Source organism: Bergeyella zoohelcum ATCC 43767 (genome assembly GCF_000301075.1).
GTDB lineage: Bacteria > Bacteroidota > Bacteroidia > Flavobacteriales > Weeksellaceae > Bergeyella > Bergeyella zoohelcum.
The window spans coordinates 1,803,703-1,821,055 of the sequence record NZ_JH932293.1 but is presented as its reverse complement, the minus strand read 5'-3'; the positions used below and the strand labels follow the sequence as shown (position 1 = coordinate 1,821,055).

General features: G+C 34.7%; 15 protein-coding genes. 8 read left to right on the top strand and 7 right to left on the bottom strand.

Translation table 11 applies throughout. From position 1 onward, the window contains the following. Positions 1–5: 5 nt before the first annotated feature. The 4 genes from HMPREF9699_RS08375 to HMPREF9699_RS08360 all read right to left on the bottom strand — a co-directional run bounded on the left by HMPREF9699_RS08375 (position 6) and on the right by HMPREF9699_RS08360 (position 3,518). Positions 6–797 carry a lysophospholipid acyltransferase family protein gene (locus HMPREF9699_RS08375; RefSeq protein ID WP_002664064.1) on the bottom strand — a complete coding sequence of 264 codons (792 nt, stop codon included), beginning with the start codon at positions 795–797 and terminating at the stop codon, positions 6–8. Between the two features lie 14 nt (positions 798–811). Next, entirely contained in the window at positions 812–1,441 is a 630-nt protein-coding gene (locus HMPREF9699_RS08370; RefSeq protein ID WP_002664060.1) for an NUDIX hydrolase, read from the bottom strand. Positions 1,442–1,444: 3 nt separating this feature from the next. Then, entirely contained in the window at positions 1,445–2,998 is a 1,554-nt protein-coding gene (locus HMPREF9699_RS08365) for an Rne/Rng family ribonuclease (protein WP_002664059.1), read from the bottom strand. 226 nt (positions 2,999–3,224) lie between these two features. Then, positions 3,225–3,518, bottom strand: coding sequence for an HU family DNA-binding protein (locus HMPREF9699_RS08360; RefSeq protein ID WP_002664058.1), 294 nt, complete (start codon positions 3,516–3,518; stop codon positions 3,225–3,227). A gap of 88 nt (positions 3,519–3,606) precedes the next feature. Here HMPREF9699_RS08360 and mutY point away from each other — a divergent pair, with 88 nt between their 5' ends. From mutY to lptC, 3 genes are all read left to right on the top strand, one after another. After that, on the top strand, positions 3,607–4,602 hold the full coding sequence (gene mutY, locus HMPREF9699_RS08355; RefSeq protein WP_260182282.1) for an A/G-specific adenine glycosylase: 996 nt from the start codon (positions 3,607–3,609) through the stop codon (positions 4,600–4,602). 87 nt (positions 4,603–4,689) lie between these two features. Then, a complete protein-coding gene (locus HMPREF9699_RS08350) occupies positions 4,690–5,952 on the top strand; it encodes a porin family protein (protein ID WP_002664056.1) in 1,263 nt (420 codons plus the stop codon). 7 nt (positions 5,953–5,959) lie between these two features. Further along, positions 5,960–6,547: an LPS export ABC transporter periplasmic protein LptC gene (lptC, locus tag HMPREF9699_RS08345; RefSeq protein ID WP_002664054.1), complete on the top strand. Its 588-nt coding sequence runs from the start codon at positions 5,960–5,962 to the stop codon at positions 6,545–6,547. Positions 6,548–6,551: 4 nt separating this feature from the next. Here the strand turns inward: lptC and HMPREF9699_RS08340 are convergent, their stop codons facing one another. The 3 genes from HMPREF9699_RS08340 to hflX all read right to left on the bottom strand — a co-directional run bounded on the left by HMPREF9699_RS08340 (position 6,552) and on the right by hflX (position 10,239). Further along, the gene (locus tag HMPREF9699_RS08340; RefSeq protein WP_172539697.1) at positions 6,552–6,899 is read right to left on the bottom strand and encodes a MerR family transcriptional regulator; all 348 of its coding nucleotides are present in this window, start codon (positions 6,897–6,899) and stop codon (positions 6,552–6,554) included. A gap of 201 nt (positions 6,900–7,100) precedes the next feature. After that, a complete protein-coding gene (locus HMPREF9699_RS08335; RefSeq protein WP_002664052.1) occupies positions 7,101–8,861 on the bottom strand; it encodes an aminopeptidase P family protein in 1,761 nt (586 codons plus the stop codon). A gap of 166 nt (positions 8,862–9,027) precedes the next feature. Further along, positions 9,028–10,239 carry a GTPase HflX gene (hflX, locus tag HMPREF9699_RS08330; protein ID WP_002664051.1) on the bottom strand — a complete coding sequence of 404 codons (1,212 nt, stop codon included), beginning with the start codon at positions 10,237–10,239 and terminating at the stop codon, positions 9,028–9,030. Positions 10,240–10,341: 102 nt separating this feature from the next. Between hflX and HMPREF9699_RS08325 the strand changes: the two genes are divergently transcribed. The 5 genes from HMPREF9699_RS08325 to cas2 all read left to right on the top strand — a co-directional run. Continuing rightward, positions 10,342–10,923 (top strand): HupE/UreJ family protein, encoded by a 582-nt coding sequence (locus HMPREF9699_RS08325; protein WP_002664050.1) that lies wholly within the window; start codon positions 10,342–10,344, stop codon positions 10,921–10,923. Positions 10,924–11,206: 283 nt separating this feature from the next. Beyond that, on the top strand, positions 11,207–15,454 hold the full coding sequence (gene cas9 / locus HMPREF9699_RS08320) for a type II CRISPR RNA-guided endonuclease Cas9 (protein WP_002664048.1): 4,248 nt from the start codon (positions 11,207–11,209) through the stop codon (positions 15,452–15,454). Positions 15,455–15,465: 11 nt separating this feature from the next. Next, complete coding sequence (locus HMPREF9699_RS08315) at positions 15,466–16,170, top strand: hypothetical protein (protein WP_002664047.1); 705 nt, start codon at positions 15,466–15,468, stop codon at positions 16,168–16,170. A 6-nt stretch (positions 16,171–16,176) separates the two neighbouring features. Then, the gene (gene cas1, locus HMPREF9699_RS08310; protein ID WP_002664045.1) at positions 16,177–17,070 is read left to right on the top strand and encodes a type II CRISPR-associated endonuclease Cas1; all 894 of its coding nucleotides are present in this window, start codon (positions 16,177–16,179) and stop codon (positions 17,068–17,070) included. Further along, on the top strand, positions 17,067–17,353 hold a 287-nt coding region (cas2, locus tag HMPREF9699_RS08305), incomplete at its 3' end, for a CRISPR-associated endonuclease Cas2 (protein ID WP_002664043.1). The genes cas1 and cas2, both read left to right, overlap by 4 nt.

The window sequence follows — 17,353 nt, the reverse complement described above, 5'->3', positions numbered from 1 at the left end:
AGGTATTATTGAGAATTATTTTTGTTTTTTAGTTCGTTATCGTATTCATGGAGGAGGTTAAATTCATCTGTTTGCTCTATGGCATACATTACCTTCTCTAGAATTTCTTGTGGAGACTCATTGTCATAGTCTATGTCTAGAGGTTTTTTAAACTCCATGGTAGGCTGTACTCCTGTTACTTTTATTTTCAGACCTTTTTTATCAAAAGCTCTACGGAAACCATTGATTTTTATTGGGATAACAATGGGTCTTTGTTTCTTTATCAGTTTTGCAGTTCCTTTTCTTCCTTGGGCAAAAGCAGAGGTAGTCCCTTGTGGAAAGGTAATTACCCATCCGTTATCTAGGGCTTTCATAATATTGTCTACTTCATTCATGTCCACCATACGATTGACATTTTTACCTTCGGAACGCCAAGTCCTTTTTACGGTTACGGCACCTGCTATTTTAAATATTCTGGCTAGGATACCCTTGTTCATGGTTTCTTCCGCTGCTACATAGTAAAAATCTACTTTAGGATTCAGCAGATATACAGGGTTTTTAATGGTGTTCATGTAGCCATTATTTACTGCACAGAAAGCGTGGTACATAGCGGCTACATCTGCGAAATAAGTTTGGTGATTGGATACGAAAAGCACATTGGTGTCTGGGAGGTTAATGAGATTTTCAGAGCCGCTTATTTTCAGTTTGTTAAACCCATTAAACCTTCTATATGAAACCATTCCTAAGATGAAGATGACCATTCTTTTTAGGAAATAAGGCGTCCCAAAAGCATCTGTAAAAATATTTTTCTTTGCCATAATTCTTTGCAAATTTACATTTTTCTAATCATTAGGCTGAGCTCTGATAAAATCATGGAAGTAGCTCCCCATATTTTATGTTCCTCAATAGGGATGTATGGGACATTCAGTCCTCTAGAAGTACTGAATGTAGCTTCTAAAGGAGTTTCTGGAAGGTGCAGTAGATTTTCCACTGGAAAAGCGATGAGCTTTTCGGCTTCTGATGCTTGAAGGTGAAACTGAGGGTTTTTCTTGGTAAAGGATAGAAAAACTTTTACATAGAAATTACTTGGAGGGATATAGAGTGGGGAAAGCTCTCGGATGATTTTAATGTAATGCCTTTCTATGCCTATTTCTTCGGCAGTTTCTCTAAGTGCAGTTTCAGCAAAATCTTTATCTGTCTCTTCTTTACTTCCACCAGGTAGGGAAATCTGTCCGCTATGTTTATCTTTTTCATGTGAAGTCCTCAGCATCAGTGGAATGTACCATTTGCCATTTTTCCAATACAGCACAATGTTTACCGCAGCAAATCTCGGGTTCCTTTCTAGAATTTCTTCATAGGTGAGCAGAGGACGATACGGCGGGGAATAGATGCAGTGTGCCTCTTCCCCTGGGAGTGCAATTTTCTGAATATGCTCAATGAAATTTTTACCAAAATGAACCATAATTTAATTAGAATAGGCAACGAGTTCTTCTTTTTTATTATTATATAAACGATATTCCAAATATTTAAAGCTATCTCTCGGAACGATGGTAATCCATCTTTTGTATTTTAAGAACCATCGCATCTGTAAACTATTTAGCCCTTTGGTAAGATACGCCTCTAGGAAAGGATGTACATGGAGGTAAAGACGGCTTTTTTCTGTTTGCATGGTATTTCTGATGGCATCTCCCATCTGTTCCACAATCACAATAGGTGCCAAAATCTCATCTCCTTTATTAGGGTTTTCCTCTTTGGTATCGATTTGCTTCTCCGGTCTATTTCTTTGTCTAGTAATCTGAATCAGTCCGAATCGGCTTGGAGGAAGTATTTTATGTCTTGCTTTATCCCTTTTCATTTCTTCTTTGAGGTGATTATAGAGTAATTTTCTATGCTCAGGATTCGGCATGTCTATAAAATCTACCACAATGATGCCTCCCATATCTCTCAGCCTGAGCTGTCTAGCTATTTCTGTGGCTGCCATTTTATTGATATTCAGTCCGTGGTCTTTATTGGTATTGGCATTCAGATTAGGTCCTGAATTTACATCGATTACATGCAGTGCCTCAGTATGTTCTATCACTAAGTAAGCGCCTTTAGAGCTCGGGATATTCACATGCTTTCCGAAACTTTGTTTCAGTTGCTTTTCTACATTATAATACTCTAAAAGAGGAATATGATGGTCATAAAACTGGACGATATTTTTTCTTTCTGGAGCAATGACATCAATGTAGTTTTTCATATCATTTACCATTTTCTCATCATCGCAAATGATACTTACGAAGTCTGCATTGAAATTGTCTCTCAGAATGGCAGAGGCTTTATTTTCCTCGCTGAGTACTTTGCTTGGTATTTTTTGGGTTTGAATTTTTTTAAATGTAGCTTCCCATTTTTCTACCAGTTGGTGCATGTCATTATGCAGTTCTGCCACTTTTTTACCTTCGGCTACAGTACGGATAATAACGCCAAAACCTTCAGGTCTAATGCTTTCTATTAAGGTTTTGAGGCGTTTTTTTTCTTCAATATCTTTTATTTTTTTGGAAACCGAAACTTTGTTATCAAAAGGGATGAGAATCATAAATCTTCCAGTAAGAGAGATTTGAGTAGAGATTCTAGGACCTTTAGTAGAGATAGGTTCTTTGGTAATTTGAAGTAAGACTACATCATCTTTTGCTAAAACTTTATCTACGGTTCCGTTTTTATCTATTTTAGGCTGAATTTCTATGCCTTTTAGTGAGCTAGATTGCTGTTTTTTAGAAAGCACAGATTTCAGATAATTTCTGTAGGTAATGTATTCTGGGCCGAGGTCTTGGTAGTGTAGGAAGGCATCTTTATCAGAACCCATGTTCACGAAAGCGGCATTGAGGTTAGGAGCTAGTTTTCTTACTTTTCCTAGGAATAAGTCTCCCACCACGAAGTCGGTTTCGTTTTGTTCCTCGTGCAATTCAAAAAGACGACCATCTTCCAGCAAAGCTATTTTGGTAAATCCGTCTTCATGTGATACGATCAGTTCTTTTTTCATAGTTTGGTTAAGTAGTAATTTAAAACAAATATAGTCGGTAAGACTATTATTTTAGATTTACCAACTATATTTTTATTCTTAAGAAAATAGAGGAAGATTATTTCTTCTTTTTATGACGATTTGCTCTTCTTCTTTTCTTTCTCTTGTGTGTAGCCACCTTGTGTCTTTTTCTTTTTTTTCCGCTTGGCATTTTTCTATATTTTTATCTGTTATTAATTAATGAAATTTATTTCTTTACAGGGACTTTCGTTTTTATTTTTTCGCTGAAAGTTTTCGCTGGTTTGAATGCTGGTATATTGTGTGCAGGGATCTCAATAGCTGTATTTTTTGAGATGTTTCTACCCGTTTTTGCAGCTCTAGTTTTGATGATGAAAGAACCGAATCCTCTTAAATAAACATTATCACCATTGCTCATAGCACTTTTTATTTCGTGCATAAAAGCTTCCACGATTTTTTGAGTCTCAGCCTTCTCTGTTCCAAGTCTGGAAGAAATGCTGTTTACTAATTCTGCCTTTGTCATGTTATTATTTTCAATTAATTTTGAGCTGCAAATATATAATAATTTTTTGGAAACAAGCAAACAATACCCTGATTTTGTACACATTGGTATGAAAATTCTTCTCTGGTTCGAAAAAAATGGTAGAAAACTACCTTTTAGAGAAGAAAAATCTCCATATTTTATTTGGATTTCAGAAGTCATTTTTCAGCAGACTAGAATCCAGCAAGGTATGGAACATTATCTCCGTTTCGTAGAGCGTTTTCCTACGGTACAGCATCTTGCTTCGGCTACAGAAGATGAAGTGATGCTATATTGGAAAGGATTAGGCTATTATAGTAGAGCTATTAATTTGCATCATGCAGCACAGCAAATTATGAATGATTATTCAGGAGAGATTCCTTCGGATTATCGGGCATTGCTCCGTTTAAAAGGGGTAGGTAAGTATATTGCTTCGGCAGTGATGAGCATCGCTTTTAATCAGCCTTATCCTGCTGTAGATGGTAATCTGTACCGTGTTCTGAGTAGATTTTTTTGTGATGATTATGATATTTCTCAGTCCAAAGCCTTTGATTATTTCTCAGAACTCGCAATGCGAATGATGCCTATGGAAAGAGCAGGAGATTTTAATGAAGCTATGATGGATATTGGGGCTGAAATTTGTACTCCTAAAAATCCTCGTTGTACTTTATGTCCCATTCATACGGATTGTATGGCATATTCAGTAGGGAAGGTTTTAGAGTTTCCTATTAAGAAAAAGAAAATAGTAAAGAAAAAAGAAACGATAGATTATTTTTTTCTGCATGATGGACAGTCTTTTTGGGCAAAGCAAAGAGGAAAAGAGACATTCTGGAAATCCCTTTATGAATTTCCTTCTTCAATACCAGAAAAATATTCTGAGATGATATATGATACTTATCAAGTTCGGCATCAGTTTACCCATAAAGATTTGACTATCAATATTCATTTGCTAGAGAGAAAATCAGAAGAAACTTTGGAAGAAATGAGCATAATGGAGCATTTTGAGAAAATTGATTTTGATAAAATGGATAATTTTAGCTTCCCAAAGCCTTTACAAGATTTTCTGAGAAATAAGTTTAGCTTATAATTTTTTTCTTTTTAACAAACTTTAACCGATGATTCATTTTCATCATTCATGAATTATTAAGATATTTGTACGCTTATTTATTTCAAAATGAAGAAATTTTTTGTACTATCTGCAGTATCCATCGCTGCTCTTTATTCGGCACAGACCATAGGAAACTCTCCCTATGCGGGCTATGGAATAGGAGATATTAAATATGATAATACGGTAGAACATTCAGGAATTGGAGGAATCACCACGGCGTATATTTCTGATTTTAACAATAGTTTTAACTTCCAGAATCCTGCAGCTAATACTAATTTTGCCCTTTCTACCATTCGTTTTGAGGCGACTAATGAGAATAATTTTTATACCTCTAATGTAGGAAATTACAAAGGCAAAAAACATTCTAGTTATTTGTCTAATATCGTCATCGCTTTTCCATTGTCCAAAAAAGTGAAATTTGGAATGGGGTATCAGCCATATTCTACTAAGAACTATAATATTAAGACTACAGATACTTCAAATATAAACTATTATTTTGAAGGGAAAGGTACTCTTAGCACTATTCAGGGGGCACTGTCTTATCAGGTAACACCAGAAATCGGGCTAGGGCTTCGTTCTAACTATTATTTCGGAGTGCTTTCAGATATTAATGAGTTGGTGATTGATAATGTACAGTATGTAAATGGTAAGCAAACTACCAATAAAATAAAGAATTTTAATTTTACCATAGGAGCTAATTATCAAAAAACCGATGAGGATGATAAGAAAATTATCTTAGGTGCTACGGCTACATTCGGGAATATAGGCTCTTCAGAAGTGAATTATGTAAATTCTACTTACCTCTACAATAAATACGGTACGAAAGAAAATGAAAGTATCCTCAGCCAAACAGCATATGACGGTAAAGATTATTTCCCTTTCCAAGCTAGTTTAGGAGCGGGATATGGAAAAAATCTAAAATGGTTTGTAGGTACACAGGTAGATTATAAAAAAGGATATGATTCTAATTTCCAAGGAAATACAGTTCATGTGAACAATGCGATGCGTTTTGCAGTAGGGGGATGGATGCTCCCTAATGTGAATAATTTCAGAAATTATTTTCAGAGAGTTACTTATCGTTTCGGTACTTATTATGAAAAATCAGGATTATCTATTAATGGCAAAGAACTGAACGAATTCGGGCTGTCTTTAGGTGTTTCTTTACCATTTAAAAATTCTTCTATTAACAGAATCAATGGGGTAGATCTAGCAGTGGAATTTGGTAAAAGAGGAACGGTACAGAATCAACTTATCAACCAAAATTTCATCAATCTGAAAATAGGATTTAATTTCTCAGACCGTTGGTTCATGAAAAATGTGTACAACTAATTCTATCATGAAAATTTCACCTTTCATACAAAAAAGAAATATAGCATTGCTTTCGGGTTTTGCTATATTTTTTATGGCTTGTGATGAAAATACACTGGATAATACTAAAGGAATAGAGCGGAAGGATATTCCTTCACAAGTGGTAAGAAATGCCTACATCGTTCAGCGAGATTCAGGAATGGTAAAACTTCGTGCGAAAGCACCTTTGATAGAAAAATATGAACTGATAGATACGCCTTTTGTAGAAGCAAAAAAAGGAATAAATATTGATTACTTTGACAGGAAAAACCCAGATAAGCCAGGGAAAATTTCTGCTAATTATGCCAAAATGATTGAACTTAAAAAGTTTATTTTCGCAAAAGGCAATGTAAGAATTCTTACGCAAGAAGGGCAGCTATTTACTATGAATACCATTTATTGGAATCAAGATAAAAAAATAATCTATACCCATGATACCGTCCATATTACAGATAAAGATGGTTCTAAACTGATGGCATCTAAGGGAATGACGGCCAAAGATGATTTTTCAGAATATACTTTTAATGATGCGAAAGGAGATATTAGTACTCAAAAAATTCCTGAGAAAGAGAAGTAGAATGCTATTCGCTTTCTTTACGCTCTACTAGAGATGCTTTAAGTTTTAATAACTCATTTTTTACAAAAGTGAGTCGGTCTATCATTGCCATGGTTTCAGATACTTTAGGATTCGTGGTTAGGGCTATTTTGGCACCGTCTAGGGTGTATCCTTTTTCTTTTACCAAATGATAAATCATCTTGAGGTTTTTAATGTCCTCAGGCGTAAAGTACCTATTTCCTTTTTTATTCTTTTTAGGCTTTAAAATGGCAAACTCTTGCTCCCAATAACGAATCAGAGAGGTGTTTACATTAAATGCTTTTGCTACTTCCCCAATGGAATAGTACAGCTTATCTGGTAATTGGATATTCATAGCACAAAAATAAGGCATCTATTTGGAATTTTTAGAATTCAGAGGTTGGAAATTAGAGATGGTACAATTAGAAGTCGGAAATTAGAATTTAGAGATTAGACGCTATTTGCTAAAAGCCAGCTGCCATTTGCTATTCGCTAAAAGCCAGAAGTCAAAAGCCTGTAAAAAAAGCTACCTCGAAAAAAGGTAGCTATTTCAGTGTTAGATGGGCTGTACATAGTCATTAAACCAATCTTTAATTTCTTCAGGAATATCATTCTCTAGCTTATCTTTACACCATCTGTGGTAATTATTCAGCCATACTCTTTCTTCTTGGTTAAGCAGTGATTTGTCTAATGCTCGGGTATCAAATGGACAAATGGTAAGCGTTTCAAAGTGCATGAATTTATCTGAAATTTCTTCTACGGCAATGAGATTTTCTAGCCGTATTCCATATTCTTTTTCTACATAATAGCCAGGCTCATTGCTACATACCATACCCGGCAGCAGGTCTTGAAGGTTAATATCCTTACGGATGTTTTGTGGTCCTTCGTGGACATTTAGAAAACTCCCCACACCATGGCCGGTACCATGATTATAGTCCTTCTGGTCTTTCCAAAGCGGTAGCCGAGCAATGGCATCTAAGTGAAGTCCCTTGGTGCCTTTCGGGAATTTTGCCATAGAAAGCTGTATCATTCCTTTAAGTACCAAAGTCCAATTTTTTCTGAAATCATCTGTTACTTCGCCCAGTACTACCGTACGGGTGATATCTGTAGTCCCTTCTAGATATTGACCACCAGAATCTATTAAAAGGCTTCCATCTTTTTCTATGGCATTACTACCTTCGGGTTTTGCCGAATAGTGGATAACCGCTCCATTATCTCTATAGCCTACGATGCTTCCAAAGCTCTCCCCCACAAAGTTAGGCTGCTCTGCACGGAACTCTCTTAGTTTTTCCCCTATAGAATATTCAGTGATAGCGGTTTTGCCTACATTTGTATCTAGCCAATGAAGAAATTTTACCATTGCTACGCCGTCTTTTTGCATTGCTATACGGAAGCCCTCTAGCTCTTGTTCATTTTTCTGAGCTTTCATTAGGTTTCCTGGAGTAGCCATTGGGATGAGGGTGTTATTTTCTTTTACACAATTGAAAATCTCTTGGTTAGAATTGGGCGAAAGGAGAATTCGTTTCTCTGAAAGTGAGGAAATAGTTGCATAAAAGTCATCGTAATTTCTGATGATGACACTATTTTCTTTCAAATAATTTTCAGTGATGGAATCCACTTTTTTAGGGTCAATGAATAAGATGTTTTCGTTTTCAGTAAGGAGGATATAACCTAAGAAAACGGGGTTGTACGCCACATCTTTACCACGGAGGTTTAGCGTCCATGCTACATCATCTAATGCTGAAATAATATGAGTATCGGCATGGTTTTCTGTCATTTTCTTACGGATATCGGAAATTTTATCCTTCGCCGAAACGCCCGCCCATTCAATGGATTGGATGAATACAGGATGTACCTCATCAGTGGTAGCTCTATTTGTCCATATTTTTTGTAGTAAAGGCAAAGAAGTGAGACGAATGTCTTTGGTGGCCAATTTTTCTTCCAATTGCTTATAAATGCTATGAGCTGAAGTTTTTGCATCTACCGCAACTGTACTTTCAGTGGAAAGCTCCTCTAAAAGCCAGTTTTCATAGGTAGGAACCATGGGTTCTCCCATTTTCATCAGAGTGATACCTGTACCTTTTAGTTCGTCTTCTGCTTGTACGAAATATCTACCATCTGTCCAGAGGGCTGCCTTTTCTTGGGTAATTACTACAAAACCTGCTGAACCAGTGAATCCCGTGAGCCAAGTTCTTTCTTGCCATTCTTCAGGGAGGTATTCACTGAGGTGAGGATCTGCTGAATATACGATAAAGGCATCTATGGCATTTTCTGCCATTGCCTTTCTGAGGGCTTCTATTTTTTGTGTAACAGTCATTGTGATTCTTTTGTTATAAAAATTTAATGTGAAACTTTGTTTTTATTGTGTTTACCATTTTTACTCTTACAAGGCAAAGCGTGGGGAAAGTGGAAGACATCTAGGTAAGGTTTAAAGTATTCTACTTCGTTCCAAAGTAAATTTTGCTCCGTCTTGATAGTGAGATTTATACCTCTTCATCATCATAGTATTCAAACAAAAAGTCATTATAAGGAAAACGAGAAATATGAATTTTTAGTACTTCATCATAGATGAGTTTCTTCATTTCAGGGAAGTTTTCTTTGGTGAGGGCAGAAATAAACACGGTAGGGAATTTACTCTTTGCCATCCAAGTTTTTTTCCATTCGTCTAGTGAAATATTCTTTTTGGTAATAGGAGTCAGGTCATCTTCATCTTTCTTTTCATAGGAGAAGTCATCTATTTTGTTAAAAATCATGATTATGGGCTTCCTGTGGGCGTCTATTTCTTGCAAAATTTGATTTACTGATGCGATATGATCTTCAAAACTTTCGTGAGAAATATCTACTACATGAATCAGTAAATCCGCTTCACGGACTTCATCCAGTGTGGATTTAAAGGATTCTACCAGCTGAGTAGGAAGTTTTCTGATGAATCCTACTGTATCCGTAAGTAAAAAAGGTAAATTGCCAATTACCACCTTACGCACAGTAGTATCCAAAGTGGCAAATAGTTTGTTTTCTGCAAAAACTTCTGATTTAGAAAGAGCATTCATGAGTGTAGATTTACCTACATTGGTATAGCCTACCAGTGCTACCCTTACCATTTTTCCACGATTGTTTCTTTGTGTGGCCATTTGTTTGTCAATGGTTTTTAGCTTTTCCTTAAGCAAAGAAATTCTATCACGGATAATACGGCGGTCAGTTTCTATTTCGGTTTCCCCAGGTCCACGCATCCCGATTCCTCCTCGCTGTCTTTCAAGGTGGGTCCACATTCGTGTTAGTCTAGGTAAGAGGTATTCATACTGAGCCAGTTCCACCTGCGTTCTGGCATAAGAAGTCTGGGCTCTCTGGGCGAAGATGTCTAGAATGAGATTGGTTCTATCCAGGATTTTTACCTCCATTTCTCGCTCTAAGTTTTTAAGCTGAGAAGGGGAAAGTTCATCATCGAAAATTACTGTTCCTATTTCGTTTTCTTTGACAAAATCGCGGATTTCTTCCATTTTGCCTTTCCCTACAAAGGTTTTAGAGTCAGGCTGCAACATTTTTTGGGTAAATCTTTTCTCTACAGTTGCTCCAGCGGTATAGGCGAGAAATTCTAGTTCGTCTAGATATTCTGTGAGTTTATCTTCATCTTGTTCTTTTGTAATTAAGCCTACTAAAACGGCTTTTTCGTATATGTGTTCTTTTTTTTCTAGCATTTGCTTATATGTCTAATCTACAAAAATAAGAAATATTAATGGGTTCTGTATGGAAAAAGAATTTTATTGTAGAAAAATTCCGTATATTCGCTAAAAAAACAGATGATAGATTCTTTTTTATTGTATCTGAGTTTGGGGTGGGAACACATCATTTCCACAGATGCACTGGATCATCAGCTATTCATTCTAGCATTGATAGCTGCTTTTTCATTTGATGATTGGAGAAAGTTGCTTATTCTTATTACGGCATTTACGGTAGGTCATTCTATCACACTTGCTATCAGTTTAATGGATTTTTTTAGAATCCCTACGGCTGTAGTAGAATTCGTCATACCGGTTACTATTGCTATCACTGCACTTTACAATATTATTACTCGGAAGAAAAGCCAGCAGCTTACTAAGATAAACTATGTTTTGGCACTAGTTTTTGGCTTGGTGCACGGGCTAGGGTTCGCAAATACGGCAAGAGCTGCCATGAGTTCTGAAGATAGTTTATTGATGCCACTTTTGGGGTTTAACATCGGACTGGAATTGGGGCAAATTATTCTTGTTTTAGTAATTCTCATTCTTCATTTTTTTGCCATTTCTCTTTTCAGAGTTAATAAGAAAGATTGGGTGATGTTCATCTCTTCAGGGGTATTTGCATTATCCGTTCAAATGGCACTAGAACGATGGGCATTCTAAATTTAAAATTGTTTTTTAGTTAAAATCATCTCTGTTATTATTTTAATAATAGAGATTTTTTTTATTGTTATGATTTATAGTTAGTAGTTGTTCCCTTGAGTGTGTAAAGAAGTGGAGCATAAAAAAGCCCCGCAGATAGGCGAGGCACTAGATGTTTTCACAACGGAATAATCCTTATTGTAAATTGCTTTCTGCCACAAAGGTAGAAAAAAATAATTGAATATCAAAAATAATTAACTTTTTATTTGTATTTTTATACCCATTAATTTTTAAACTATTAACTATGAAACACATACTAGGTCTCGATTTGGGGACCAACTCTATCGGTTGGGCGTTGATTGAAAGAAATATCGAAGAAAAATACGGAAAAATCATTGGAATGGGAAGCAGAATTGTTCCCATGGGAGCGGAATTAAGCAAATTTGAGCAAGGTCAAGCACAAACCAAAAATGCTGACAGAAGAACTAATAGAGGAGCAAGGCGACTTAATAAAAGGTATAAGCAAAGAAGAAATAAACTGATTTATATCTTACAGAAGTTAGATATGTTGCCTAGTCAAATAAAGTTAAAAGAAGATTTTTCAGATCCTAATAAAATAGACAAAATCACAATTTTACCTATAAGCAAAAAACAGGAACAGCTTACAGCTTTTGATTTGGTAAGTCTTAGAGTTAAAGCTTTGACTGAAAAAGTAGGCTTAGAAGATTTAGGTAAAATTATTTATAAGTATAACCAACTTAGAGGCTATGCGGGAGGTAGTCTTGAACCTGAAAAGGAAGACATTTTTGATGAAGAACAAAGCAAGGATAAGAAAAATAAAAGTTTTATAGCTTTTTCTAAAATCGTTTTTTTAGGTGAACCTCAGGAAGAAATTTTTAAAAATAAAAAACTAAATAGGAGAGCAATAATAGTAGAAACAGAAGAAGGAAATTTTGAAGGGAGTACATTTTTAGAAAATATAAAAGTAGGAGATTCTTTAGAACTTCTGATTAATATTAGTGCAAGTAAATCAGGAGATACAATAACCATAAAACTTCCCAATAAAACAAATTGGAGAAAGAAAATGGAAAATATAGAAAACCAACTCAAAGAAAAATCTAAAGAGATGGGGAGAGAATTCTATATTTCGGAGTTTCTATTGGAACTTCTCAAAGAAAACCGATGGGCTAAAATTAGAAACAATACGATTCTTAGAGCTAGATATGAGTCTGAATTTGAAGCCATTTGGAATGAACAAGTGAAACATTATCCATTTTTGGAAAACCTTGACAAGAAGACATTGATAGAAATAGTATCATTTATCTTTCCAGGGGAAAAAGAAAGTCAAAAGAAATATCGTGAATTGGGACTTGAAAAAGGATTGAAATATATAATAAAAAATCAAGTTGTTTTTTATCAGAGAGAGCTGAAAGATCAGTCTCATTTGATTTCAGATTGTAGATATGAGCCTAATGAAAAAGCTATTGCCAAAAGCCATCCTGTTTTTCAAGAATATAAAGTTTGGGAACAAATTAACAAGTTGATTGTTAATACCAAGATAGAGGCAGGAACGAATAGAAAAGGAGAAAAAAAGTATAAGTATATTGATAGACCTATTCCGACAGCTTTGAAAGAATGGATTTTTGAAGAATTACAAAATAAAAAAGAAATCACTTTTTCTGCGATTTTCAAAAAATTAAAAGCAGAGTTTGATTTGAGGGAAGGAATTGATTTTTTGAACGGAATGAGTCCTAAAGATAAACTAAAAGGAAATGAAACCAAATTGCAACTTCAAAAAAGCTTGGGTGAATTGTGGGATGTACTAGGACTCGATTCTATAAATAGACAAATAGAATTGTGGAATATTCTTTACAATGAAAAAGGAAATGAATATGATTTGACGAGTGATAGAACTTCCAAGGTCTTAGAATTTATTAATAAATATGGTAATAATATTGTGGATGATAATGCTGAGGAGACTGCTATTAGAATATCGAAAATAAAATTTGCGAGAGCTTATTCTAGTTTAAGTCTTAAAGCGGTAGAGAGAATTTTACCTTTGGTAAGGGCAGGAAAGTATTTTAATAATGATTTTTCACAACAATTACAATCTAAAATTTTAAAACTTCTCAATGAAAATGTAGAAGACCCTTTTGCAAAAGCAGCTCAAACTTATTTAGACAATAATCAATCCGTTCTTTCGGAAGGGGGGGTAGGAAACTCTATTGCAACTATTCTTGTGTATGATAAACATACCGCTAAAGAATATTCACACGATGAGTTATATAAAAGTTACAAAGAGATTAACCTATTAAAACAAGGAGACTTAAGAAATCCTTTAGTAGAGCAAATAATCAATGAAGCACTTGTTCTTATAAGAGATATTTGGAAAAATTATGGTATAAAGCCTAATGAAATAAGAGTAGAACTAGCAAGAGATTTAAAAAATAGTGCAAAAGAACGAGCTACAATCCATAAAAGGAACAAAGATAATCAAACGATAAACAATAAAATAAAGGAAACACTTGTAAAAAACAAAAAAGAATTGTCTTTAGCTAATATAGAAAAAGTAAAACTTTGGGAGGCACAGAGACACTTATCTCCTTATACAGGGCAGCCGATTCCTCTTTCAGATTTGTTTGACAAAGAAAAATATGATGTAGACCATATTATCCCCATATCTAGATATTTTGATGATTCTTTTACAAATAAAGTTATTTCTGAAAAGTCTGTAAATCAAGAAAAAGCAAACAGAACAGCAATGGAGTATTTTGAAGTAGGTTCTTTGAAGTATTCTATTTTTACAAAAGAACAATTTATAGCTCATGTAAATGAATATTTTTCAGGGGTAAAGCGTAAAAATTTGTTGGCAACTTCTATTCCAGAAGATCCAGTACAAAGACAAATAAAAGATACTCAGTACATAGCGATTAGAGTAAAAGAAGAGCTAAATAAAATTGTAGGGAATGAAAATGTTAAGACAACCACAGGGAGTATAACAGACTATCTTAGAAATCATTGGGGATTAACAGATAAGTTTAAATTACTTTTAAAAGAAAGATATGAAGCTCTATTAGAGAGTGAAAAATTTTTGGAAGCAGAATATGATAACTACAAAAAAGACTTTGATTCTCGTAAAAAAGAATACGAGGAAAAAGAGGTTTTATTTGAAGAGCAAGAGCTTACAAGAGAAGAGTTTATAAAAGAATACAAAGAAAATTATATAAGATATAAAAAAAATAAACTTATCATTAAAGGATGGAGCAAGAGAATAGACCATCGTCATCACGCCATTGATGCACTTATAGTGGCTTGTACAGAACCTGCTCATATAAAAAGATTAAATGACTTAAATAAAGTTTTGCAAGATTGGCTTGTGGAGCATAAGTCTGAGTTTATGCCTAATTTTGAGGGTTCTAATTCTGAATTGTTGGAAGAAATTTTAAGTTTGCCAGAGAATGAAAGAACAGAAATTTTTACGCAAATAGAGAAATTTAGAGCTATTGAAATGCCTTGGAAAGGTTTTCCAGAACAAGTAGAACAAAAATTGAAAGAAATTATCATCTCACATAAACCGAAAGATAAACTATTATTGCAATACAATAAGGCAGGGGATAGGCAAATAAAACTTCGTGGGCAATTGCACGAAGGAACACTGTATGGAATTTCACAAGGAAAAGAAGCCTATAGAATTCCTTTAACAAAATTTGGAGGTTCAAAATTCGCAACCGAAAAAAATATTCAAAAAATAGTTAGTCCTTTTTTAAGTGGATTTATAGCAAATCATCTGAAAGAGTATAATAATAAAAAAGAGGAAGCTTTTTCAGCAGAAGGAATTATGGATTTGAATAATAAATTGGCACAATACAGAAATGAAAAAGGAGAATTGAAACCTCATACCCCGATTTCTACTGTAAAAATCTATTATAAAGATCCTTCTAAAAATAAAAAGAAAAAAGATGAAGAGGATTTGTCTTTACAAAAATTAGATAGAGAAAAAGCATTTAATGAAAAATTGTATGTAAAAACGGGAGACAATTACCTTTTTGCTGTGCTGGAGGGGGAAATAAAAACTAAGAAAACATCACAAATAAAAAGATTATATGATATCATATCATTTTTTGATGCTACAAATTTTTTAAAAGAAGAATTTAGAAATGCCCCTGACAAAAAAACTTTTGATAAAGATTTGTTATTTAGACAATATTTTGAAGAAAGGAATAAAGCAAAATTACTATTCACCTTAAAACAAGGGGACTTTGTGTATTTGCCTAATGAAAATGAAGAGGTAATTTTAGATAAAGAAAGCCCTTTATACAATCAGTATTGGGGAGATTTAAAAGAGAGAGGTAAAAATATTTATGTAGTGCAAAAGTTTAGTAAAAAACAAATATATTTTATTAAGCATACTATTGCGGATATTATTAAAAAAGATGTTGAATTTGGTTCTCAAAATTGCTATGAAACCGTAGAAGGTAGATCGATAAAAGAAAACTGTTTTAAACTCGAAATAGACCGTTTAGGAAATATTGTTAAAGTAATAAAAAGATAAAAATCAAAATAATGAGTGCAGAATTGAATATCACAGGAAAATGCTTTTTTTGTGAAGAGTTGGTTGCTAAAAGTAATATTAATACCCACCTCAAAAAGCATTTAAAAGAATTGTCAAAAACGGAAGGTGATCAGAATAAAAAATCATATTTTTTAAAAATATTTACTTATCCTAATTACAAAAATTCCAATTATTTTCTTTATCTGTTGGTAGATGGAGAGACTACGATGAAAAAAGTAGATCGTTTTTTGAGGGATATTTGGTTGGATTGTTGCGGTCATTTGAGTGCTTTTGCGTATAAGGGGGGAGGAAAATTAGGAATGTCCAAAAAACTTAAAGACGCCTTAAATAAAGGTGATGTATTGGAATATGAGTATGATTTTGGTTCTACAACAGATCTCCAAATAAAGGTGGAAGAAGAATATCCTATGGGGGTAAAAAGTAAAGTTTTGCTTTTGAGTAGAAATGAACCTTTAGAAATTTATTGTCAAAAATGTAAAAAACTTCCAGCTGTTCATTTATGCGTGGCTCATTTGTATGAAGACCAGCCTCATTTTTTCTGTGAATCTTGTGCTGAAATTCACGAAAAAGAATGTGAAGGTTTTTTAGATTATGCTTCGATGCCTGTTGTAAATTCACCAAGAATGGGGGAGTGTGGCTACGAAGGAGGTTTCATTGATTTAGAAAGAGATGGTGTTTTCGAGATTAAAAAATAGAAATCTATGCTCTACCGCTCCATTTATATTGGCAATCCAGCGTATTTGAAGTTGAAAGACCAACAGATGAAAATCGTTTGTCCTGAAACCAAAGCAGAGAAAGGGAGCGTTCCGGTAGAAGATTTGGGTTTGTTGATGCTCGACCACTTTCAGATTACCATTTCCCATCAGCTCATACAGTGGCTGATGGGAAATAATGTGGTGATTATCAGTTGCGATGCCCATCATCTCCCACACGGACAAATGCTACCGTTGCACGGAAATGCGATTTATTCCCAACGCATAAAAGACCAGATAGAAGCCAGCGAACCGCTCAAAAAACAGCTGTGGAAACAAACCATAGAATGCAAAATAGCTAATCAAGCCGCTGTTTTGGAACGACTTGGAACTTTCTCCAGTCCGATGTATGAGTATCTCAACCAAGTGAAATCGGGCGACACCAGCAATATGGAAGGCATCGCTGCACAGCACTATTGGAAATACCTCATTCATCCCGATTTTTTACGCGAACGCTATGGCGATTCGCCCAATCAGTTTTTCAATTTTGGTTATTCCGTATTGAGAAGTATCGTGGCAAGAGCCATTGTAGAAACAGGTTTATTGCCCGTTTTGGGGATTTTTCACAAAAACAAATACAATGCTTACTGCTTGGCAGATGACCTAATGGAACCTTACCGTCCTTTTGTGGATTTATTGGTCATCCGATGGTTGGAAAAGAATCCTGAAGCCGAAGAACTGACCAAAGAAGCGAAAGCCTATTTTTTGCAAATCGCTACCAAAGATGTGAAAATAGATGAGCAGGTGCGTCCGCTATTGGTTGCGGTAAAATCTACCGTTTCCTCTCTTTACAAATGCTATACGGGCGAAAAAAGACAAATTTCTTATCCTAAAATGTTATGAATTCCGAACGATTTAACGCTTATAGAATTATGTGGGTAATGGTTTTATACGATTTGCCAACCGAGACTAAGGCAATGCAAAAAGCAGCCAATCTCTTCCGAAAACGCTTGGAAGATGATGGATTTTCTTTATTTCAGTTTTCTATCTATTTGAGGCACTGTCCGAGTAGAGAAAATGCAGAAGTGCATAAAAAACGAGTAAAAATGATGCTTCCTAAATACGGGAAAGTAGCCGTAATGACGATTACAGATAAGCAGTTTGGTGATATGGAAATATTCCATTC

What these genes read in the sequence shown, in the direction of transcription:
- HMPREF9699_RS08375 (WP_002664064.1), bottom strand. Translation starts at nt 797, where the DNA reads ATGGCAAAGAAAAATATTTTTACAGATGCTTTTGGGACGCCTTATTTC.
- HMPREF9699_RS08370 (WP_002664060.1), bottom strand. Translation starts at nt 1,441, where the DNA reads ATGGTTCATTTTGGTAAAAATTTCATTGAGCATATTCAGAAAATTGCA.
- HMPREF9699_RS08365 (WP_002664059.1), bottom strand. Translation starts at nt 2,998, where the DNA reads ATGAAAAAAGAACTGATCGTATCACATGAAGACGGATTTACCAAAATA.
- HMPREF9699_RS08360 (WP_002664058.1), bottom strand. Translation starts at nt 3,518, where the DNA reads ATGACAAAGGCAGAATTAGTAAACAGCATTTCTTCCAGACTTGGAACA.
- mutY (WP_260182282.1), top strand. Translation starts at nt 3,607, where the DNA reads ATGAAAATTCTTCTCTGGTTCGAAAAAAATGGTAGAAAACTACCTTTT.
- HMPREF9699_RS08350 (WP_002664056.1), top strand. Translation starts at nt 4,690, where the DNA reads ATGAAGAAATTTTTTGTACTATCTGCAGTATCCATCGCTGCTCTTTAT.
- lptC (WP_002664054.1), top strand. Translation starts at nt 5,960, where the DNA reads ATGAAAATTTCACCTTTCATACAAAAAAGAAATATAGCATTGCTTTCG.
- HMPREF9699_RS08340 (WP_172539697.1), bottom strand. Translation starts at nt 6,899, where the DNA reads ATGAATATCCAATTACCAGATAAGCTGTACTATTCCATTGGGGAAGTA.
- HMPREF9699_RS08335 (WP_002664052.1), bottom strand. Translation starts at nt 8,861, where the DNA reads ATGACTGTTACACAAAAAATAGAAGCCCTCAGAAAGGCAATGGCAGAA.
- hflX (WP_002664051.1), bottom strand. Translation starts at nt 10,239, where the DNA reads ATGCTAGAAAAAAAAGAACACATATACGAAAAAGCCGTTTTAGTAGGC.
- HMPREF9699_RS08325 (WP_002664050.1), top strand. Translation starts at nt 10,342, where the DNA reads ATGATAGATTCTTTTTTATTGTATCTGAGTTTGGGGTGGGAACACATC.
- cas9 (WP_002664048.1), top strand. Translation starts at nt 11,207, where the DNA reads ATGAAACACATACTAGGTCTCGATTTGGGGACCAACTCTATCGGTTGG.
- HMPREF9699_RS08315 (WP_002664047.1), top strand. Translation starts at nt 15,466, where the DNA reads ATGAGTGCAGAATTGAATATCACAGGAAAATGCTTTTTTTGTGAAGAG.
- cas1 (WP_002664045.1), top strand. Translation starts at nt 16,177, where the DNA reads ATGCTCTACCGCTCCATTTATATTGGCAATCCAGCGTATTTGAAGTTG.